At 72.8% G+C, this 20,493-nt stretch carries 12 protein-coding genes and 2 pseudogenes; 4 read left to right on the forward strand and 10 right to left on the reverse strand.

From position 1 onward, the window contains the following. Positions 1-123 precede the first annotated feature (123 nt). Positions 124-1,170, forward strand: a complete 1,047-nt coding sequence (locus ACEXOX_RS18085; protein WP_406521833.1) for a hypothetical protein — start codon at positions 124-126, stop codon at positions 1,168-1,170. A 31-nt stretch (positions 1,171-1,201) separates the two neighbouring features. On the opposite strand, the gene ACEXOX_RS18090 is transcribed toward ACEXOX_RS18085, so the two are convergent. Beyond that, positions 1,202-2,980 carry a TIGR03767 family metallophosphoesterase gene (locus ACEXOX_RS18090; protein WP_406521834.1) on the reverse strand — a complete coding sequence of 593 codons (1,779 nt, stop codon included), beginning with the start codon at positions 2,978-2,980 and terminating at the stop codon, positions 1,202-1,204. Positions 2,981-3,383: 403 nt separating this feature from the next. Here ACEXOX_RS18090 and ACEXOX_RS18095 point away from each other — a divergent pair, with 403 nt between their 5' ends. Together ACEXOX_RS18095 and ACEXOX_RS18100 are read left to right on the forward strand one after the other, a co-directional pair. Beyond that, the gene (locus ACEXOX_RS18095; protein WP_406521836.1) at positions 3,384-6,722 is read left to right on the forward strand and encodes a S8 family serine peptidase; all 3,339 of its coding nucleotides are present in this window, start codon (positions 3,384-3,386) and stop codon (positions 6,720-6,722) included. An 83-nt stretch (positions 6,723-6,805) separates the two neighbouring features. Further along, positions 6,806-7,837 carry an aspartate-semialdehyde dehydrogenase gene (locus ACEXOX_RS18100; protein ID WP_406521838.1) on the forward strand — a complete coding sequence of 344 codons (1,032 nt, stop codon included), beginning with the start codon at positions 6,806-6,808 and terminating at the stop codon, positions 7,835-7,837. A 72-nt stretch (positions 7,838-7,909) separates the two neighbouring features. Here the strand turns inward: ACEXOX_RS18100 and ACEXOX_RS18105 are convergent. Further along, a pseudogene (locus tag ACEXOX_RS18105) lies at positions 7,910-8,430 on the reverse strand (DUF1203 domain-containing protein). A gap of 209 nt (positions 8,431-8,639) precedes the next feature. Then, positions 8,640-9,230, reverse strand: coding sequence for a Uma2 family endonuclease (locus tag ACEXOX_RS18110; RefSeq protein WP_406521840.1), 591 nt, complete (start codon positions 9,228-9,230; stop codon positions 8,640-8,642). A 136-nt stretch (positions 9,231-9,366) separates the two neighbouring features. Between ACEXOX_RS18110 and pepN the strand changes: the two genes are divergently transcribed. Further along, the gene (gene pepN, locus ACEXOX_RS18115) at positions 9,367-11,943 is read left to right on the forward strand and encodes an aminopeptidase N (RefSeq protein ID WP_406521842.1); all 2,577 of its coding nucleotides are present in this window, start codon (positions 9,367-9,369) and stop codon (positions 11,941-11,943) included. 304 nt (positions 11,944-12,247) lie between these two features. Here pepN and alc read toward each other — a convergent pair. The 7 genes and pseudogenes from alc to ACEXOX_RS18150 all read right to left on the reverse strand — a co-directional run bounded on the left by alc (position 12,248) and on the right by ACEXOX_RS18150 (position 20,493). Beyond that, positions 12,248-13,404: pseudogene (gene alc, locus ACEXOX_RS18120) on the reverse strand (allantoicase). Positions 13,405-13,521: 117 nt separating this feature from the next. Next, complete coding sequence (locus tag ACEXOX_RS18125) at positions 13,522-14,487, reverse strand: LysR family transcriptional regulator (protein WP_406521844.1); 966 nt, start codon at positions 14,485-14,487, stop codon at positions 13,522-13,524. A 33-nt stretch (positions 14,488-14,520) separates the two neighbouring features. Further along, complete coding sequence (locus ACEXOX_RS18130; protein WP_406521846.1) at positions 14,521-15,498, reverse strand: acyl-ACP desaturase; 978 nt, start codon at positions 15,496-15,498, stop codon at positions 14,521-14,523. Positions 15,499-15,706: 208 nt separating this feature from the next. Further along, positions 15,707-15,949 carry a hypothetical protein gene (locus ACEXOX_RS18135; RefSeq protein ID WP_030020579.1) on the reverse strand — a complete coding sequence of 81 codons (243 nt, stop codon included), beginning with the start codon at positions 15,947-15,949 and terminating at the stop codon, positions 15,707-15,709. Positions 15,950-16,148: 199 nt separating this feature from the next. Beyond that, positions 16,149-17,879 (reverse strand): alpha-L-fucosidase, encoded by a 1,731-nt coding sequence (locus tag ACEXOX_RS18140; protein WP_406521848.1) that lies wholly within the window; start codon positions 17,877-17,879, stop codon positions 16,149-16,151. Between the two features lie 128 nt (positions 17,880-18,007). Then, entirely contained in the window at positions 18,008-20,176 is a 2,169-nt protein-coding gene (gene malQ, locus ACEXOX_RS18145; RefSeq protein ID WP_406521849.1) for a 4-alpha-glucanotransferase, read from the reverse strand. Further along, positions 20,176-20,493: a hypothetical protein gene (locus ACEXOX_RS18150; RefSeq protein WP_406521850.1), complete on the reverse strand. Its 318-nt coding sequence runs from the start codon at positions 20,491-20,493 to the stop codon at positions 20,176-20,178. The genes malQ and ACEXOX_RS18150 overlap by 1 nt, the downstream gene beginning before the upstream one ends.

The following is a 20,493-nucleotide window of genomic DNA, read 5'->3' on the forward strand; positions in this document are numbered from 1 at the left end:
CTCCGGCCGGACCCACCATTTTCGGTGCTCGAACGTCCGTACTTTAGGACGGCGTTGTCCGGGTTTGTCGACGGGCGTGTAACAGGCGTTAGGAGACCGGGCGGCGGCGGGAATGGCCGGGACATGAACCACACTTCCCCAACGTCCGGCGGGGAGTCCTCCACCCCGCTCTCGCCCCGTCCGCTGCACGACCGTCCCGGCCGCGGGCCCCGCGTACTGACCAGCCGCCAGCTGCGCGAACACGGCATCGGCGCGGCGGAGACCGCCGAGCGGTGCCGCCCCGGCGGCCCCTGGCAGCAGGTGCTGCCGGGCGTGCACCTGCTCCACCCCGGCCCGCCCACCAGCGAGGAACGCCTGCACGCGGTCCTGCTGTACGCGGCGAGCCGCCCGTCCGCCGTCCCCGCGCAGGCCGGCACTGCGCCCGCCGCGGAGCCGATGATCACCGGGCTCGCGGCGCTGGCCCTGCACCGCTTCTCCTCCGCTCCCCCGCTGCTCTCCCTGGACCGCATCGAGGTGCTGGTGCCGCGCACCCGGCGGCTGCGCACCGCCGGATTCGCGCAGGTCGTGCGGGCCCAGGTGATGCCGCAGCCGCAGCAGGTCACCGGGGTGCCGGTGGCCCCCGTACCCCGGGCCCTCGCGGACGCCGTCAGCGGGCTCTCGGACGCCTGCACGGTGGGCCGGCTGCTGACCGAGGCGGTACGCGGCGGCCACTGCGAAGCGACGGCGGTGGTGAGGGAGTTCAACCAGGCGCGGCTGCTGAACCTGCCGCACGTGGTGGACGCCGTGCACGCGCTGCTGGCCGAGGGCCGCGCGCTGGCCGAGGGCCGGCTCTACGGGCTGGTGCGGCACTACGGCCTGCCGGACCCGCTGTGGAACGTGGACCTGCGGCTGCCCGGCGGCCCGCACCTGGGCGGGGTGGACGCGTACTGGCCCGAGCAGGCGGTCGCCGTGGAGATCGACGCGCGGGTGCCCCGCCAGGAGGACGAGGCGCTGCGGGCGGAGTACGCCCGCAAGCGCGAGCACCTGGAGCGGCTGGGCATCACGGTCGTCCGCCTCAGCCCGCGCAAGCTGCGCGACGCTCCGGAGCAGCAGGCGGCGGTGGTCCGGACGGCCCTGATGGCGGCGGACGACCACGAGCCGGGGTCGTACGTGGTGGTGCTGCCGCGCTGAGGACCGGCACGACCGCGTACGGGCCCCTCGCTCAGCGCCACCTCAGCAGCAGCTCGGTGTTGCGGTCGCCCGGGTCACCGGCGAGATCGCTCCGGGCTCCGGGGGCGTTGCAGGACAGTTCGCGGTAGAGCGCCGCCAGTCCCCGCTGCGACAGGTCGCCGAAGTCCGTGCGGTGCGGCGCGTGCGACTCGACCAGCGTGGTGAACAGCGACAGTGTGCCGTCCCGGTTGTCCGTCAACTCCACGATCCGCGCCAGCTGCGGGAAGTCGATGTGCGAGGCGGTGGTGACCTCCCAGAAGGTGCCGTGCGGGGTGATGCGGTTGCGGTGGCTGTGCCCGTTGATCCACGCCCGTACGTTGCGGTGCCGGGCGAGCAGGGCGACCAGCTCGGGCCCGCTGTGCCGCCGCTCGGCCGGGCGGGACGGGTCGGGCAGGGTGTTGTCCATGGACGTACTGGTGTGGTGGCTGAAGACGAGGACGTGCTCGTACGCGTGCGCCCGCAGCGTGCGGTCGAGCCAGCGCAGCTGACCCGATCCGACGGAGCCGGTGTGGTGGCCGCCGGGGTCGGTGGTGTCGAGGCTGACGCCCACCACGTCCTCCGCGATCCGGAAGGTGTAGTGGAGCCGGTCCGCTTCGAGGTCGTCCGCCGTGTAGCCGTGCCCGTGCGGTCCCGGGCCGGTGTGCCGGGGGTCCAGGTGGGCGCGCAGGTAGGCGGGGCGGGTGAAGGGGACGCGGCGCTCGTCCGGTGTCACGGAGCGCGCCCGCTTCCCGTGCGCCCTCAGCAGGTCCGCGAACTCCTTTCTGCCGGGGCCCGGTCCGTGGCGCACCGCCAGGTAGGCGCGGATGGCCTCGTCGGGCGGCAGCAGTTCCAGCTTGCGCCCGCCGGTCGCGACCTCCGCCAGGAACGGGTCGTCGGGGGCGCAGCAGCCCGCGGGCAGCGAGTCGTGGTTGCCGACGGTCGAGTACCAGGGCAGGTGCAGTCCGGGGCTGGTGACCGTGCGGGTCGCCGCCTCCAGGAAGCCGGGTATGCCGGGAAAGCCGCGCAGCTTGTCCGCGTCGCGCAGGGCGCTGTCCGGCTGCCAGTACAGCGGGTGGCCGCTGTTCTGCACGCCTTCGTAGTGCCGCGGGTCGCCCGAGTTGGGGGTGATCCGGCCGCCGCTCAGCGCGGTGAGGAACCAGTCGAGTTCGATGCTGGAGTTGTTGTCCGTGTTGTCGCCCGTGGTCATCGCGAAGGACAGCGGTGCCCCGGTGGCGGGCCCGCCGGGCAGGCTGTTGACCCGCTCGACGAGGGAGACCGCGCCCGCGACGGACAGCGCCTCCTGGGGGCGCCAGGCGCCCGGGGACCGCACGCGCAGGTACTCGTGGCGCAGCGGGTGCTGCACGTCGACCACATGCAGGTCGGTGAGCTGCACGAAGGCGGCGAGTACGGTGCGCCGGTCGTCCCGGCCGGGGCGCGCGGCGGCGAGGTCCCGGCGTACGACGCGGTCCCAGCCGGGGCCTTCGGCGAGCCTGCGGTAGCCCGCCGCGGCGCCGCCCGGGGTGGCGACCGGGGTGGCGACCGAGGCGAGGGTGGTGCCTTCGGTGTAGGGGACGCGGGGGACGGGCGGCGCGGTGATCGGCTCGGGGGCGACGAGGGGCGGGGCCGGTCTGTCCGGCCCGGCGCCGGCCGGGGCGGCGCCAGGCCCGTACGCCAGCGCGAGCGCGGTCGTGGCACCGACGGCACCGGCGGCGGCGAGGAAGGCACGGCGGTCGACGGCGGGGGAAGTGGGGGTGGCGGGGACAGTCGGGGCGGCGGACCGTGTACGGGACATGCACGAGCTCCCTGGTACGGACGGGGCGGCGGCGAGGGCGGCGCGGAACGCCCGTAACCGCCCTCTCACCAGGGAGCGTTGGCAGCGGGTGTGGCCCACGGGTGAACCGCGCCGCAACGCCGGCCGCCGATCGCCGGACAGGGATCACGGCGCGCGCCGATGGTCACCGGGCCCTCGGGCCGGGGGCGGGCGGCGGACACCGGAGGTTCATCTGACGGGGTAGGCGGGCGGCGGCCCGTACCGGCGGGGCGCCGGGTGACGACACCGGCCGTACGCCCGGCACATGCCACCCGAATGTTCACAAACTTGTGATCGCTCCCCTCCCCAAACCCCTCCCCGTTACGTCATATTGAGCGGTTATACGGGTTCGATTTCCGGACCCTTCACCCTGATGAGGTGCGCCATGACCACCCCCGACACAGCGCTTCCGGCCGCCGGCCGGGCCAGACGCACGGCCCGGCTCGCGGCCGTCGCGGCCATCGCCGTGGCCACCGCGGCCGGGCCCGCGCTCACCGCGGCCGGCGCCGCCTTCGCGGCCGGCGCCGACCCGGACGCCCGAATATCCGCCGGTACCACCCCCGCGCCGAAGTCCCCGCAGGACAAGCTCGGTTCGCAGGACGCCGAACTGCTCGCCCGCGCCAAGTCCGGCGGCGCCCCGTTCGTCTCGATGATGCTGGCCACCGCGCCGGGCTCCACCGAGCAGGCGGCCGCGGGGCTGGACTCCCTGAAGGGCGCCTCCGTCGGGCGTACGGACGACAAGCTCGGTTACGTCCGGGCCACCGTGCCCACCGCGCAGGCCGACGCGGCCATCGCGAAGATGCGGAAGCTCTCCTCCGTGCACGCCATCGACCTCCGGCAGGAGATCAAGCTGCCGGACCCGCGGCCCGGCGCGGACAGCAGGCACAAGGGCAAGCCGCAGGCCGGCAGTTACCCGGCGCCCGGGAAGAACACCCCGGCGAAGAACCCGTACCAGCCGTCCTTCGAGACCGGCGCGGTGGACTTCGTCCGCGACCACCCGAAGGCCGACGGCCGCGGCGTGACCATCGGCATCCTCGACTCCGGTGTGGACCTGGCGCACCCCGCGCTGCAGAAGACCACCACCGGCGAGCGCAAGATCGTCGACTGGGTCACCGCGACCGACCCGATCAGCGACGGCGACCAGACCTGGCGCCCGATGACCACCGCCGTCTCCGGCCCGTCCTTCACCTACGGCGGCCGGACCTGGAAGGCCCCCGAGGGCTCGTACCGGATCAGCACCTTCGCCGAGGCCGCCACCACCGGCGGCGACATGAAGGGCGACCTGAACCGCGACGGGGACACCACCGACCGCTGGGGCGTGCTCTACGACCCGGCCGCCGGCACGGTCCGGGTGGACCTGAACGACAACGGCGACTTCACCGACGACGCGCCCATGAAGCCGTACAAGGACGGCTTCGACGTCGGCTACTTCGGCAAGGACGACCCGAGCACCCCGATCGCCGAGCGCATCCCCTTCACGGTGGAGATCCGCAAGGACGTCCCGATGGACCCGCTCGGCGGGGACTGGGCGGGCAAGAAGGCCGACTTCGTCAACATCGGCGTCGTCGAGTCCGAGCACGGGACGCACGTCGCGGGCATCACCGCGGCCAACGGCCTGTTCGGCGGGAAGATGAACGGCGCCGCCCCCGGGGCCAAGCTGGTCTCCTCGCGGGCCTGCACCTGGAGCGGCGGCTGCACCAACATCGCGCTCACCGAGGGCATGATCGACCTCGTCACCAAGCGCGGTGTCGACATCGTCAACATGTCGATCGGCGGCCTGCCCGCGCTGAACGACGGCAACAACGCCCGCGCCGAGCTGTACACCCGGCTGATCGACACCTACGGCGTCCAGCTGGTCATCTCGGCGGGCAACAGCGGCCCCGGCGCCAACACCATCGGCGACCCGGGCCTGGCCGACAAGGTCGTCAGCGTCGGCGCGTCCATCTCCAAGGAGACCTGGGCGGCGAACTACGGCTCGGCGGTGACGCGGAAGTACGCCATGCTCCCGTTCTCCTCCCGCGGCCCGCGCGAGGACGGCGGCTTCACGCCGGTCATCACCGCGCCCGGCGCCTCCATCAACACCATCCCCACCTGGGAGCCCGGCGGCCCCACCGCCGAGGCGGGCTACGACCTGCCGCCCGGCTACGCCATGCTCCAGGGCACCTCGATGGCCGCGCCGCAGGCCACCGGCGCCTCGGCGCTGCTGCTGTCGGCCGCCGAGCAGCAGCGTGTCGCGCTGCCCCCGGCGAAGCTGCGCACCGCGCTGACCTCGACCGCCAAGCAGATCAAGGGCTTCCAGTCGTACGAGCAGGGCTCCGGCCTGATGGACATCCGGGCCGCCTGGTCCGCGATCCGGCACGGCGCCGACGCCCATGAGTACACCGTCCGCGCCCCCGTGAAGACGGCCCTGTCCGACTTCCTGAAGACGCCCGGCTACGGCACCGGCCTGTACGACCGCGAGGGCGGCCTGAAGGTGCGGCAGTCCCGGACGTACGAGGTGACCATCACCCGTACCACCGGCCCCGACCGCCCCGTCCGGCACGAGCTGGACCTGATCAACAACGACGGCACCTTCGACCTGCCGGACGAGGACGGCGCGGTCTGGCTGCCGCTGAACCGCCCCGTCACGTTCGAGATCACCGCCAAGCCGCGGACCGCCGGCATCCACAGCGTCACCATCGACCTGGACGACCCGCGCACCGAGGGCGTCGACCGCAAGCTCCTCGCCACCGTGGTGGCCGCCGAGCCGCTGGCCGCGCCCAGCCACGCCGTAACCAAGTCCGGCACCGTCCAGCGCAACGCCACCACCTCCCACTTCATCACCGTCCCGAAGGGCGCCAAGGCCCTCCAGGTCTCGATGAGCGGGCTCGCGGCCGGCAGCCAGACGCGCTGGATCGCCCTCAGCCCGCAGGGCGTCCCGGTCGACCCGACCGGCACCCCGAACTGCTACCCGAACTACCCGAACCCCGCCAACACCTGCGACCCGACGCGGCGCACCTACAAGAACCCGGCGCCCGGCGTCTGGGAGATCGAGGTCGAGGCGCGGCGCACCTCGCCGCTGCTGGACAACCCGTACACGGTCACCGCGGCCGCGCTCGGCACCACCTTCGACCCGGCCGTGCGCGTCCTGCCGGAGGCCAAGGTCGGCAGCCCGGCCCCGGTGGCCTGGAAGGTCACCAACGCCTTCGCCGCCGTCGAGGGCGCCCTCAAGGGCGGCGAGCTGGGCTCGTCCCGTACGCAGCGCCCGACGATCAAGGAAGGCGCGTCGCAGCGGTACGAGATCGTCGTGGGCAGCGGGGTGTCCCGGCTGGACGCCGCGATCGGCGCGCCCGCCGACGCCAAGGCCGACCTGGACCTGAGCGTCCTGCTCGGCGGCAAGGTCGTCGCCTCCTCGGCGACCGGCACCTCGGACGAGGCGGTCAGCATCGCCAAGCCCGCGCCGGGCACCTACACCGTCGTCGTGGACGGCTACGCGATCCCCGCGGGCAGCACCGCCTACGACTACCGTGATGTGTACTACTCCGCCGGACTCGGCTCGCTCAAGACGGACGAATCGAAACCGGTGAAGCTGGGTAGCGGAGCATCGACGCAGGTCACGGCCGAGGTATCGGTCGCGGGCCCGGCCCCCGCCGGACGTGAGTTCTTCGGCGAGGTCCAGCTGCTGAACGCGTCCGGGACGGTCACGGGCAGCGGCGGCGTGCGCATCGAAAAGGTCGTGCCGTAACGGCCTGAGATAGTGGACAGTAACGGGGCGGGTGCCCTCCACAGCACCCGTTCCGCTGCTGTACGTACCGAACAAGGAGTGCCATGAGGATCGGAATCGTCGGAGCCACCGGTCAGGTCGGCGGCGTGATGCGGGGCATCCTCGCCGAGCGGAACTTCCCGGTGGAGCAGCTGCGACTGTTCGCCTCGGCCCGCTCCGCCGGGCGCACGCTCCCGTGGCAGGACACCGAGATCACGATCGAGGACGCGGCCACCGCGGACTACTCCGGTCTGGACATCGTGCTCTTCTCGGCCGGCGGCTCGACCTCCAAGGCGCTGGCCCCCAAGGTCGCCGACGCGGGCCCGGTCGTGATCGACAACTCCTCCGCCTGGCGGATGGACCCCGACGTCCCGCTGATCGTCTCCGAGGTCAACCCGCAGGCGATCTCCGAGCGCCGCAAGGGCATCATCGCCAACCCGAACTGCACGACCATGGCCGCCATGCCGGTGCTGCGCCCGCTGCACGCCGAGGCCGGGCTGGCCTCGCTGGTCGTCGCCACCTACCAGGCGGTGTCCGGCAGCGGTCTGGCCGGCGTGGCCGAGCTGGACGAGCAGGTGCGCAAGGCCGTCGAGCAGGACGCCACCAAGCTCGCCCACGACGGCGCGGCCATCGACTTCCCCGAGCCGGACAAGTACGTCCGCCCGATCGCCTTCAACGTGCTGCCGATGGCCGGCTCCATCGTCGACGACGGTCTGAACGAGACCGACGAGGAGCAGAAGCTCCGCAACGAGAGCCGCAAGATCCTGGAGATCCCGGGCCTGAAGGTCTCCGGCACCTGCGTCCGCGTCCCGGTCTTCAGCGGCCACTCGCTCCAGGTCAACGCCCGCTTCGAGCGCGAGATCACCCCGGAGCGCGCCACCGAGCTGCTGGCCGGCGCCCCCGGCGTCGCCCTCTCGCACATCCCCACCCCGCTCCAGGCCGCCGGCCAGGACGCCTCGTACGTGGGCCGCATCCGCAGGGACGAGACGGTCGACCACGGCCTGTCGCTGTTCCTCTCCAACGACAACCTGCGCAAGGGCGCGGCCCTGAACGCGGTCCAGATCGCGGAGCTGGTCGCGGCGGAACTGCGCGGCTGAGACGGTTCCGCGGGTGCCTCGGGGCCCGTACGGATCTTCCGTACGGGCCCCGAGGCGTATCCGTGCGTACGGCTACGGCCGCCGCACCTCGAACTGGAAGCACCCGTACTCCAGCGCCCGGACGTGCACCAGCGCAACCTCCGGCTGCGCGAACGCCGCCGCGAAGGCCGCGTCGAACCCGGCCTCCGCGTCCTCCGGAATCTCGAAGAACCGCCCGCCCACGATGTGCCCGTCCGCGTCGTACCGCCGCAGCGTCCGCAGGGCCCCCGGCCGCGCGAACGGATACCCGGCGCGACTGTCGCCCGGCCCGCCGCACGCCCCGGCGTGAATGAACACCGGCCCGCACTCGTCGTACGCCCCCGGCCGCACCCCCGCTCCTCGGCCCACCGCCGCAGCGGCGCGTACGAGACAAGGGCGACCCGCTCCCCTTCCTCGATCCCCCGCAGACAGCAGCGCAGCGGGCTGCCCACACTGTCCACGCGGTCACTCACGGACCCGGCGGCGTAAGGCTCCATGGCCCGCCCGGAGTCGTCCGAGACGCGCAGTTCCTTGAGGGCGGCTTCAGGGATGGGGAGGGGTGTGTACGTCGTCATACGTACAGGGTGGACGGGCATGTGGCTTGTTTCCGGCGGGAATCGGACGTGGAGTCGGCCGAGGTCCCCGTCTCCCGCGACCCGGTCCCACAGCCGCGCGTCGTCGCTCTCGTCCCACTCCTGCCACGCCGCGGTGTAGTCGCTCTCCAGCCCGGAGGGGCGCGGCGGCCCGACTGCCGCGGGTGCAGGTGACGCCCTGTCGTCCATCGCTACGGCAACTTGGGCGGGTACGGCTTGAACCGCGAGGTGTCGATGGCGAAGGAGAACGGCTCGGGGAGCGGTACCGGGTCGCCGAACCGGTAGGGGTCCACCCGGCGGTAGGTCAGGTGGTCCGGCTCCGAGTACAGCTCGATCATGCATTCATTGGGGTCTACGAGGAGGTAGAGGGGGATGCGGCTCATCGCGTACCACATGCGCTTCTTGATGTAATCGCTGTCCCGGTCGGAGGAGACGACTTCGACGACGAGGTCGACGCGGTCGGCGGGGAGCGGATTCGGATTGCTCCGGATCGCTTCCTCGACGGTGACGGTGAGATCTGCCTTGGGCTCGAAGCTGGAAATGTCCGAGACAAGAGCCTGTGCCGGCAGGGCTTCCCACCCCTCGGCGAGCACCTGCGCGGTGAGCAGAGCAACGATGCGGTTGTGGAACGGTGCTGCCGACGCCTGCATGACGATCTTTCCGTCGATGAGCTCGATCTTGAGCTGGTCCAGCTCAGGGATCTTCTCCAGAAAGCGCAGCAGCTCGTGGCCCTTCTCGCCCCGCATGATGTCCTCAACAGTGTCGTGATGCATCAGGGTCATCGCGGCGCCTCCTTTCAGCCGGAGCGTAGGGTCGGCGGCCGCTCTGGAGCGCACGATATCCGTCGTTGCCCTCTATCGGGTGATCCCGCGCCGCGTGGAAGGATGGCCCAAAGTCCGAAGCGAAGGAGATGAACGGGTGCCTGGCACGAATCTGACCCGCGACGAGGCGCAGCAGCGGGCGCGGCTGCTGAGTGTGGACGCGTACGAGATCGATCTGGACCTCTCCGGTGCGCAGGAGGCGGGTGAGGGCGGTACGTTCCGCTCGGTGACCGTGGTGCGTTTCGACGCCGCCGAGGCGGGTGCGGAATCGTTCATCGACCTGGTGGCGCCGACCGTGCGCGAGGTGGTGCTCAACGGTGAGAGCCTGGACCCGGGCACGGTCTTCGCGGACTCCCGGATCGCGCTCGCGGGGCTGCGGGAGGGCCGCAACGAGCTGCGGGTCGTCGCGGACTGCGCGTACACCAACTCCGGTGAGGGCCTGCACCGCTTCGTCGACCCGGTCGACCAGCAGGCGTACCTCTACACGCAGTTCGAGGTGCCGGACGCCCGCCGGGTGTTCGCCAGCTTCGAGCAGCCGGACCTGAAGGCGACCTTCACCTTCACCGTCAAGGCCCCGGAGGGCTGGACGGTGATCTCCAACTCGCCGGCGCCCGAGCCGCGGGACAACGTGTGGCGCTTCGCGCCGACGCAGCGGATCTCCACCTACATCACCGCCCTGATCGCCGGCCCTTACCACAGCGTGCACAGCACCTGGGAGGGCGACGGCCGCTCGGTGCCGCTGGGCATCTACTGCCGTCCTTCGCTGGCCGAGCACCTCGACGCGGACGCAATCTTCGAGGTCACCCGGCAGGGCTTCGACTGGTTCGAGGAGAAGTTCGACTTCGCGTACCCGTTCGCCAAGTACGACCAGCTCTTCGTGCCGGAGTTCAACGCCGGCGCGATGGAGAACGCGGGCGCGGTGACCATCCGCGACCAGTACGTCTTCCGCTCGAAGGTGACGGACGCCGCGTACGAGGGCCGTGCCGAGACCATTCTGCACGAGCTGGCGCACATGTGGTTCGGCGATCTGGTCACCATGGAGTGGTGGAACGACCTGTGGCTGAACGAGTCGTTCGCCACCTACACCTCCATCGCCTGCCAGGCGCACGCCCCGGGCAGCCGCTGGCCGCACGCCTGGACCACCTTCGCGAACTCGATGAAGACCTGGGCCTACCGCCAGGACCAGCTGCCCTCCACCCACCCGATCATGGCGGAGATCCGCGACCTGGACGACGTGCTCGTCAACTTCGACGGCATCACGTACGCCAAGGGCGCTTCCGTCCTCAAGCAGCTCGTCGCCTACGTCGGCATGGACGAGTTCTTCCAGGGCGTCCAGGCGTACTTCAAGGCACACGCCTTCAAGAACACCCGCCTGTCCGACCTGCTCGGCGCGCTGGAGGAGACCAGCGGCCGGGATCTGAAGACCTGGTCGAAGGCGTGGCTGGAGACGGCCGGCATCAACGTGCTGCGTCCGGAGCTGACGGTCGCCGAGGACGGTACGGTCACCTCCTTCGCCGTGCGCCAGGAGGCACCTGCGCTGCCGGCCGGCGCCAAGGGCGAGCCGGTGCTGCGCCCGCACCGCATCGCGATCGGCTGCTACGACCTCAAGGACGGCAAGCTCGTCCGTACGAACCGGATCGAGCTGGACGTGGACGGCGAGCGCACCGAGGTGCCCTTCCCCGCCGGCACGCCCCGCCCGGCCGTCATCCTCCTCAACGACGACGACCTGACGTACGCGAAGGTCCGCCTGGACGAGGACTCGCTGCGCGTCGTCACCGAGCACCTGGGCGACTTCACCGAGTCGCTGCCGCGCGCGCTGTGCTGGGCGTCGGCGTGGGACATGACGCGGGACGGCGAGCTGCCCACCCGTGAGTACCTGGAGCTGGTGCTGTCGGGCATCGCCAAGGAGTCCGACATCGGCGTCGTGCAGTCGCTGCACCGCCAGGTGAAGCTGGCGCTGGAGCTGTACGCGGCCCCGGCCTGGCGGGAGACCGGCCTCGCGAAGTGGACCGAGGCGGCGCTGGAGCAGCTGCGGGCCGCGGCCCCCGGCAGCGACCACCAGCTGGCCTGGGCCCGCGCGTTCATCTCCACGGCCCGTACCGACGCGCAGCTGGACCTGGTCCAGGGCCTGCTGGACGGTACGCAGGAGCTGCCCGGCCTGGCCGTGGACACCGAGCTGCGCTGGGCGCTCGTCCAGCGGCTCGCCACGACCGGCCGCGCCGACGAGAAGGTCATCGACGCGGAGCTGGAGCGCGACCGGACCTCGGCGGGCGAGCGGCACGCCGCGGCGGCCCGGGCGTCCCGGCCGACCGCCGAGGCCAAGGCGGAGGCCTGGGCGTCGGTCGTGGAGAGCGACAAGCTGCCCAACGCGGTGCAGGAGGCCGTGATCGGCGGCTTCGTCCAGACCGACCAGCGGGAGCTGCTGGCGCCGTACGCGGAGAAGTACTTCGCCGTGGTCAAGAGCGTCTGGAACAGCCGCAGCCACGAGATGGCCCAGCAGATCGCCGTCGGCCTGTACCCGTCCCTCCAGGTCTCCCAGGAGACCCTGGACGCGACCGACACCTGGCTCGCCTCGGCCGAGCCGGGCGCGGCCCTGCGCCGCCTGGTGACGGAGTCCCGCTCCGGCATCGAGCGCGCGCTGAAGGCCCAGCGGGCGGACGAGGCGGCCGCGTAACGGCGCGCCGGACCCACGGGAAGCGCCCCGGACCGGGTGGTCCGGGGCGCTTCGTCGTCCGTGCCGGGCATCGGTGGCGCCTCCGCGGGCCGCCGCGGACACGGTGACGCCCGGCAGGCGGCGCGTCGGGCGCTGCCGTCTGCCGGGCGAGCCGGTCGCCGCCGGGCCCCGCCCCCTCCGGCGGGGCCCGATGCGGACGCGGTACGGGCCCGATGCGGACCCGATGCGGACGCGGTACGGGCCCGGTGTGGGCCCGATGCGCGAGCGGTACGGAGCCCGGTGCGGGCCCGGTTGGGGAGGCGGGTCAGCCGTTCAGTTCGTCGAAGCGGCGGACGAGGGCGGCGCGGCCGGTGTCGGTGAGGTCGCCGTGCAGGCGCATGCGGGCGAGGCCGCCGTCGGGGAAGACGTCCAGCCGTACGTGCGTCGCGGTCACCGGGCGCGGGAGCGCGAAGCGGTGCGGGGTGTCGGGCTGGAGCCTGGTCTGCGGCAGGATCTCGAACCAGGAGGCGTCGTCCGCCGGGTCGGCGGTCTCCGCGTCGCAGCCGTGGAGCGCCGCCCAGCCCGCCGCGTTGCCCTTCAGGTACGCGGTGTCGATCTCGACGGCGCGTATCTCGCCCTGCGCGGCGAGGCGGAACCGTACCCAGTCGTTGGTGTCGCGCACGCGGCGGCGGCGGTTCTCCCAGCCGTCGTCCATCTTGCGGGGCAGGTCGGGCTGGATGATCTGGGCGGGCGAGGAGTAGAAGCGGTCGGAGGCGTCCTCGACGACGCCGCCGTGCATGACGGACGCCAGGTCGACGGTGCCGAGCACGTCCAGCCACGCCGGGTCGGGCACGACCTCGCCGTACACCCGCAGCCGGGCGACGCCGCCGTCGGGGTGCTGCTTGAGGCGCAGGTGGGTGAAGCGGCGCTCGGCCGTCACCTCGAAGCCGTTGGCGGCGTGGCCGCGCACCGGGGTACGGGGGACGATCTCCTCCCACTTCACGGCGTCGGCGAGCAGGTCGGCGGGGCTCGGGCTGCCGGGGAGCGCGGTGGCCTCGACGGTGATCCGCTGCGGGTAGTTGCCGCGGAAGTGGGCGGTGTCGACGATGACGCCCCGGACGACGCCGGGGGCGGCCAGGCGGATCAGCGCCCAGTCGTGCTCGTCGTCGGCGGGGAAGGGGTGCGCGCCGTCGGCTCCGCGCCGCCGCCGGGTCTCCCAGCCGTCCATGATCTTGCCCTTGTGGCCGAAACGCTCCGGGTCGAAGACCGCGGGGCCGGGCTTCAGCAGGTTCTCGCGCTCGGCGAAGAACTCGTCGTTCGCGGCGATCACGCCGGCGCCGAAGCGGCGGTCGGCGAGGTCGACGAGCGAGGTGAAGGGAAGTCCCCGCCGCGGTAGTCCGCGTACGGGTCGCCGCCGCCGTACGGGGCTGCGTCGTTGGCGTGCGGGTCGGTGGAGGAGGCGACGGCCGGAGTACTGGTCATCTCTGCCCTTCGGTGAGGGGTGATGTGACGCGGACTCCCCGACGATGGCAGGAACGTTTAATCCAGGTCTATCGAAAGTTTCTGGAGGATACGTTCAGGCAGACTGAATGGTGGGAATCAGTGAGCCGCCTCGCCCGGTGGCACGGCCGCCTCCTCGGCGGCCCGCCGGAGCGCGGCCAGCACCCGTGCCAGCCCCGGCGCCCCCTCCGCTCCGCGCCGTACCGCCGCCACGACATGCCGCCGCGGCTGGTCGGCACGGAGCACCCGCACCGCCACCGTGGCGGCACCGCCCTCACCCCGTACGGGCTCGGACCGGCCCCGCGCCCCCGACATCGCCATCCGGGGCACCAGCGCCACCCCCATTCCCGCGCCGACCATGGCCAGGATCACGTCCCAGTCGGCCGCGGCGTGCGCCCGTTCCGGGACGAAACCGGCGTGCTCGCACGCGGTCGTCGTGATCTGCGACCAGGGCCCGCTGCTCCCGAAGATCCACTGCTCGCCCGCCAGGTCGGCCAGCCGCAGCCCCGGCTCGTCCGCCAGCGGGTGCCCCGCGGGCAGCGCCACGTCCAGCGGGTCGGCGAGCAGCGCGACCCGCGTGAACTTCGGGTCGCGCGGCGTCGGCGCGTGCGCGGCCAGCGAGAGCGCGAGGTCGACGCTGCCCTCCGCCAGCAGCTCGTACGCTTCCGCCGCCTCCGCCTCCCGTACGGACACCGCGAGGCCGGGGTGCGAGCCGCGCAGCTCCCGTACGGCGGGGACCACCAGCGCGGGGATCGAGGTGGAGAACGCGCCGACCCGTACCTCCCCCGCCTCGCCCTGGAGGTAGCCGAGCAGCTCGGCGTCCGCGCGTTCCAGCTGGGCGAAGACTGCTTCGGCGTGCCGCAGCACCAGGTGCGCGGCGTCCGTCAGGCGCACGCGCCGGCCGTGGGCCTCCAGGAGCGTCACCCCGAGCTGCCGGGCCAGCCCGGTCAGCTGCTGCGAGACCGCCGAGGGCGTCAGGTGCAGCGCCTCGGCGGCCGCGGTGACCGTGCCCAGCTCGTGGAGGGTGCGCAGGATGCGCAGCTTCTTGACGTCCCAGTCGGCCATGCGGGCAGCGTACGCACCGGGCGCTCCGCGCCCCTACCGGCCGCGGGCCGCCCGGCGGGCGTCCCGGGCCGCCAGCCGCTCGTCGAACTTGCGCGCCTGGTCGTCCAGCCCGCCCATGAACAGCCCCAGCTCCTCCTGGGCCCGCAGTCCGGCCGGGCCGAGGCCGCCGATCTCCAGGACCTTCAGGTAGCGCAGCACCGGCTGGAGCACGTCGTCGTGGTGGATGCGCAGGTTGTAGATCCCGCCGATCGCCATCCTGGCCGCGGCGCGCTCGAAGCCGGGCATGCCGTGGCCCGGCATACGGAAGCCGGTGACCACGTCCCGTACGGAGCACATGGTCTGGTCGGGCGCGAGCTCGAAGGCGGCGGCGAGCAGGTTCCGGTAGAAGACCATGTGCAGGTTCTCGTCGGTGGCGATGCGGGACAGCATCCGGTCGCAGACCGGGTCGCCGGAGTGGTGGCCGGTGTTGCGGTGCGAGATGCGGGTCGCCAGTTCCTGGAAGGCGACGTACGCGATCGAGTGCAGCGCGCTGTGCGCGTTGTCGGACTCGAAGCCGGCCGACATGTGCGCCATCCGGAAGTTCTCCAGCTCGACCGGGTCCACGGCGCGGCTGGTGAGCAGGTAGTCCCGCATGACGATGCCGTGCCGGCCTTCCTCCGCCGTCCAGCGGTGCACCCAGGTCCCCCAGGCGCCGTCCCGCCCGAAGAGGGTGGCGATCTCGTGGTGGTAGCTGGGCAGGTTGTCCTCTGTCAGCAGGTTGACCACCAGGGCGATCCGCCCTATGTCGCTGACCTTGGACTGCTCGGGGGCCCACGGTACGCCGCCCATGACGCCGTCGAAGTCACGGCCGTCGCTCCAGGGCACGTACTCGTGCGGCATCCAGTCCTTGGCGGCCTTCAGATGCCGGTTGAGTTCCTTCTCGACGACCTCTTCGAGGGCGTACAGCAGCCGGGCGTCGCTCCATGCGGCCTGGCCGTGCTCTTCGGCGTGGCGGTTGGGGGCGATGGTCACGGGTACTCCTGGGGACGGGGTTACCTACGGCTCCGTAGGTTACGCCATCGTAGGTTAGGTCCACATCAAAACAAGCCCCCGACGGAATCCCGCCCTCCGCCGAGGGGGGCCGCGGTCCGGTGCGGTATACGCGGGCACGCAAAGAGGGCGCCCGCCGGTTCTCACGAACCTGCGGGCGCCCTCGAAGAGGCGTGGGAAGGAGTCCTGGTCAGGCCTTGGACTGCTTGCGGGACTTGTCGCCCGCCATGACCAGGCCGGCGATGACCAGGAAGAGGACGATGGGAGCGGCGACATAGAGGCCGAGCGTCTGCACGACACTCAGGCCCGGACCCGGGTCGTCACCATCGTCGCGGGTGAGCGCGAACGCGGGGGACGACATCAGCAGCATCAGCGCGGTGCCGGCCGTGATGGTTCCGGCGCGCAGGGCGTTCTTCTTGACCAGATTGCTCACGAGGTCAACGTATCGGACGCCGTTCACCCTCGCGCGTCCGGGGTGGCCTAACGGTTGACCCGGTCGGTCGGGGGACGGTTCGGGGCCGGTTCGGGACGGCTCCGGGTTCGTTCCGGGGCCGGTTCGGGGCGGCTCCGGACTCGTTCCGGGGCCGCCCGGGGCCGGTTCGGGAGCGTTCAGGTGCGGGACAGACGGGCCGTCACCGGCGCCGGGTGCCGGACAGGTGAGCCGTCACCGGCGTCAGATGCGGCGCGGCCCGGGCCGCGAGGACCCGTACGCGTACGGCGTCGGCGGTCACCGGAGCGGGCAGCGCCAGAATGCGCCGATGGCCGACGGTCGTCCCCTCGGCGATCCGCCGCCACGTCCCGCCGGTCCGCGCCTCGACGGCGAAACGTTCCACCCGCTGGCCGTACCGCAGGTCCTCCCCCAACCCGACCCGGTCGAACGTGACGCCTCCCGGGCGCGTGGCCGCACCCCGGCCGCCCGCCAGGAGGTCCTTCCCGTACGTCTCCCGTACGGCCTGCCCGAAGCCGGTGAGGGCGGCGACATCCGCCGCGCCGATCCGCCCGCCGCGGCCCGGCGGCACGTTGAGCAGCAGCGACGCGTTGCGGCCCACGCTCTTCTCGTACAGCTCCAGCAGCTGGGCGGGCGTCTTGGGCCGCTCCCAGGGGTGGTGGAACCAGCCGGGCCGGATCGAGACGTCCGCCTCCGCCGGATACCACTGGAGGTACTTGGTGGTCGGCGCGAGCAGCTTGGCGCGGGAGCCGATGTCGGCGTCGGTGGAGTCGTTGGGCAGGCCGCCGGAGAGCACCGACCAGGGGTCGACGGCGGACGGGGTGACGCTCCATTCCGTCTCGCGCGCCACGCCCCGCTCGTTGCCGACCCAGCGCACGCCCTGCGGCCCCTGGAAGACGACGGTGCGCGGCGAGAGGCGGCGGATCGTCTCGAACCACTGGCGCACGTCGTACTTCTGCGTGATCCCGGCGTCCGCCCACGGGTTCGCGCCGTCCAGCCACAGTTCCTCGACCGGCCCGTACTGGGTGAGCAGTTCGTAGACCTGGTTGAGGTAGTACGCGTCGTAGTCGTCGGCGCGGACGGTGAAGGAGGGCAGCCGGCCGTCGCGTACGGCGTCGGCGCGGTCGTCACCGGGGACGAGGGTGGGGAGGGTGCGCTCGGTGACGGGGCTGCCGTTGCCGAAACGGCCCAGGCCGGCGGGCGCCCGGCCGCGGTCCGCCAGGGCGACCCGTTCCGGCAGGCTGAGCGGCTTGCCCTCGGCCTGCTTGCGCCGGATCTCCTCGACCCAGCGCGCGTGCCAGGCGTGCGGCAGCTCGGCGCCGTCGGACGGGGAGAGGTAGAGGCCGACCTTGAGCCCGGCCTTACGGGCGGCCCGCACGTACGCGCCGACGACGTCCGGCTGTCCGGGGCTGGCCCGGACGGTGTGCGGGGTGTAGCGGCTGGGATAGAGCACGAAGCCGTCGTGGTGCTTCACGGTCAGCATGACCTGCTCGGCACCCGCAGCCTTGTACGCGCGCATCCACTGGTCCACATCGATGCACGGCGGCGCGAACCACCTCGGGTCCTCCGTACCGGAGCCCCACTCGCGGCCGGTGAAGGTGTTCATCCCGAAGTGCGTGAACGCGGTGACCTCCCGCTCCTGCCAGGCGCGCTGCGCGGCGGTCGGCACGACGTGGGCGGCCTTCCCGACGATCCGCGCCGGGGTGTCGCAGGGCAGGACGGTCATCTGGGAGGCGGGGCGTACGGGGCCCTGGCAGGGCTGCGCGGCGGGTTGCCGGGCGAGGGCCGACGGACGGACGGGTTCCGGATGCCCGTCGGCGGCGGTGGCCTGGAGCGGGAACGGCAGCGCGAGGGCAGCGGCGGCGGTGAGGGCGAAGACGGAGCGGAAACGGGCGCGTGACCAGCTTCTTGCCATGGTTCCCTCCAACTCCCCGACCGGTAATGGTCGGATCTCTTGGATGGCGTCCACGGCATGGTGACGTAGGGCCGGGGCAACCGGAAGACCGGCGCGGGCCACCGGCCTTCCCGGGCGGTCCGGCCCGATTACCGCCGCACCGTGCGCAGTTCGCTCATCAGCGCATGGAGCCGGGGTGACGCGGCGATCTCCTCCAAGGACAGCGGGCGCCCCGCGGAATCGGTGATCGGCAGCCGCCAGTTGGGGTATTCGTCCCATGTACCCGGGAGGTTCTGTGGCCGCCGGTCCCCCACCGCGTCCGGCAGCCACACCCCGACCATGCGGGCGGGCGTCCGCAGCAGGTAGCGGTGCAGGGCCTTGACCGCCGCCTCCTCGTTCCCCCGCCCTTCCGGCAGCAGGCCCAGCCGGTGCAGCGTCTCCAGCCACTCACCGACCTCCACCGCCTCCGCCGCCTGCTCCTCGTGGAGCGGGCGGTCCAGCAGCCCCAGGCCGTGCCGGAGGGCGGCGTGCCCGCCGGTCAGCCGGGCCGCCGTGCTGGGCAGGTCGTGCGTGGTGACCGTCGCCAGGCAGTCGGCGCGCCAGCCCTCGGGCGGCAGGGGCCGGGCCGGTTCCTTGGTGTAGTCGCGTTCGAACCACAGGACGGACGTGCCGAGCACACCCCGTCCGGCCAGCTCCGTACGGACCACCGGCTCGACCGTCCCCAGGTCCTCCCCGATGACGGCGGCGCCCGCGCGGTGCGCCTCCAGGGCGAGGACGGAGAGCATCGCCTCGGCGTCGTACCGCACGTACGCGCCCTCCGTCGGCGGCCGGCCCTCCGGCACCCACCACAGCCGGAACAGGCCCATGACGTGGTCGATGCGCAGGGCGCCCGCGTGCCGCAGCATGCCGCGCAGCAGACCGCGGTACGGGGCGTAGCCCTGGGCGGCCAGCGCGTCCGGCCGCCAGGGCGGCAGGCCCCAGTCCTGGCCGCGCGAGTTGAAGGCGTCCGGCGGCGCGCCCACGGACATACCGGCGGCGAAGGCGTCCTGCTGGGCCCAGGTGTCGGAACCGGAGGGATGGACTCCGACAGCCAGGTCGTGCACCAGCCCGATGCCCATCCCGGCCTCCTCGGCGGCGCGCTGGGCGGCGGCGAGCTGCTGGTCGGTGAACCACGCGAGGCGGCTGTGGAAGTCGATGCGGTCCAGCAGGCTGCCGCGCATCCGGGCCGTCCGGGCCGAGCGCGGGTCGTCCAGGCCGGCGGGCCAGCCGCGCCAGTCGGACCCGTACCGCTCGGCCAGTGCGCACCAGGTGGCGTGGTCCTCCAGGCTCGTGCCCTGCTCGGCGAGGAAGTCGCAGTAGGCGGCGCGCCGGCCGGGGCTCAGCGGCACCTTCCAGAGCAGCTCCAGCGCTTCCTTCTTCAGCTCCCACACGGCGTCCCGGTCGATCAGCGCGCCCTCGCGGAGCACCGCGTCGCGCAGCGCCCGGGCCCGTACGAGCAGCGCGTCGACCCGGCGGCGGGCGTCGCCTTCGAGGCAGCCGAACTCGGGGATGTCCTCGATGCGCAGGTGGACGGGGTCGGGGAAGCGGCGGGAGGAGGGGCGGTACGGCGAGGGGTCGGTGGGCGCTCCCGGTACGGCGGCGTGCAGCGGGTTGATCTGTACGAAGCCGGTGCCGAGCGTGCGTCCGGACCAGGCGGCCAGGTCGGCGAGGTCGCCCAGGTCCCCCATACCCCAGGAGCGGCCGGAGAGCAGGGAGTAGAGCTGCACCATGAAGCCGTGGGCGCGGCCGGGCGGCGTGGGCATCCGGTCGGGGGCGACGATCAGGTGGGCGCGGGCGGAGCGGCCGTCGGGTGTGTGGGCCCGCAGGGTGTGGATGCCGAGGGGGAGACGGCCGACGGTGTCACCGGGGACGCGGTCGGGAGTGCGTACAGGGGCTCGGCGCGGTGAGCGGGCGCCGTCGCGGTCCGGGTCCTGGGCGGGCGGCTCGTACGCGTACTCCGCGCGGCCTCCGGGGTCCGGCCCCCAGTCGAGCACCTCGCCCGTCTCGGTCTCCACCCGTAGGGCGGTGCCCTCGGGCAGGCGTGCGAGATCCGGCGGGCGCCCCGGGCGCACCGCGACGGTGGGCGGGAGCAGGGCCCGGCCCGCGCCGTGGTCGTACGCCTCCAGAGCGGCGCGTACGGCGTGCGGAGTCGAGGCGTCGACCCCGAGCGCGGCGAGGACGGCGACGACGGTGTCGTCACCGACGTGTTCGATGCGTCCTGGTGCGGGCTCATAGGACGTGCACACACCGTGCAGACCGGCGAGCCGCGGTCGGCCCATCAGACCTCCATGGTCTCCGTGCCCAGGCCGGTCGCGGTGGGCTCGCTGGTCAGCGGCAACTCGGCGGCGATCGGGGACTCACTGGTCAGCGGGGCGGCGTCGGCGAGCGGGGGCTCGCTGGTCAGCGGGGGTTCGCAGAAGCAGAGCGAGCCGGAGCCGTCCAGGCCGGAGTCGGGGCCGGACACACCCTCGTACAGATCCGGCTCGACGGGTTTCTCCAGCTGGAAATTCTGCGGTTCGAAGGGTTTGACGCGCTCTGCCGGGTACTCGGGGGCGGACGACAGTGCGTCGAGGAGAAGCTGAGCGGACGCGGCCAC

This window comes from Streptomyces sp. Ac-502, assembly GCF_045222935.1.
In the GTDB taxonomy this organism is placed as follows: domain Bacteria; phylum Actinomycetota; class Actinomycetes; order Streptomycetales; family Streptomycetaceae; genus Streptomyces; species Streptomyces monomycini.

What these genes read in the sequence shown, in the direction of transcription:
- ACEXOX_RS18085 (WP_406521833.1), top strand. Translation starts at nt 124, where the DNA reads ATGAACCACACTTCCCCAACGTCCGGCGGGGAGTCCTCCACCCCGCTC.
- ACEXOX_RS18090 (WP_406521834.1), bottom strand. Translation starts at nt 2,980, where the DNA reads ATGTCCCGTACACGGTCCGCCGCCCCGACTGTCCCCGCCACCCCCACT.
- ACEXOX_RS18095 (WP_406521836.1), top strand. Translation starts at nt 3,384, where the DNA reads ATGACCACCCCCGACACAGCGCTTCCGGCCGCCGGCCGGGCCAGACGC.
- ACEXOX_RS18100 (WP_406521838.1), top strand. Translation starts at nt 6,806, where the DNA reads ATGAGGATCGGAATCGTCGGAGCCACCGGTCAGGTCGGCGGCGTGATG.
- ACEXOX_RS18110 (WP_406521840.1), bottom strand. Translation starts at nt 9,230, where the DNA reads ATGACCCTGATGCATCACGACACTGTTGAGGACATCATGCGGGGCGAG.
- ACEXOX_RS18125 (WP_406521844.1), bottom strand. Translation starts at nt 14,487, where the DNA reads ATGGCCGACTGGGACGTCAAGAAGCTGCGCATCCTGCGCACCCTCCAC.
- ACEXOX_RS18140 (WP_406521848.1), bottom strand. Translation starts at nt 17,879, where the DNA reads ATGGCAAGAAGCTGGTCACGCGCCCGTTTCCGCTCCGTCTTCGCCCTC.
- malQ (WP_406521849.1), bottom strand. Translation starts at nt 20,176, where the DNA reads ATGGGCCGACCGCGGCTCGCCGGTCTGCACGGTGTGTGCACGTCCTAT.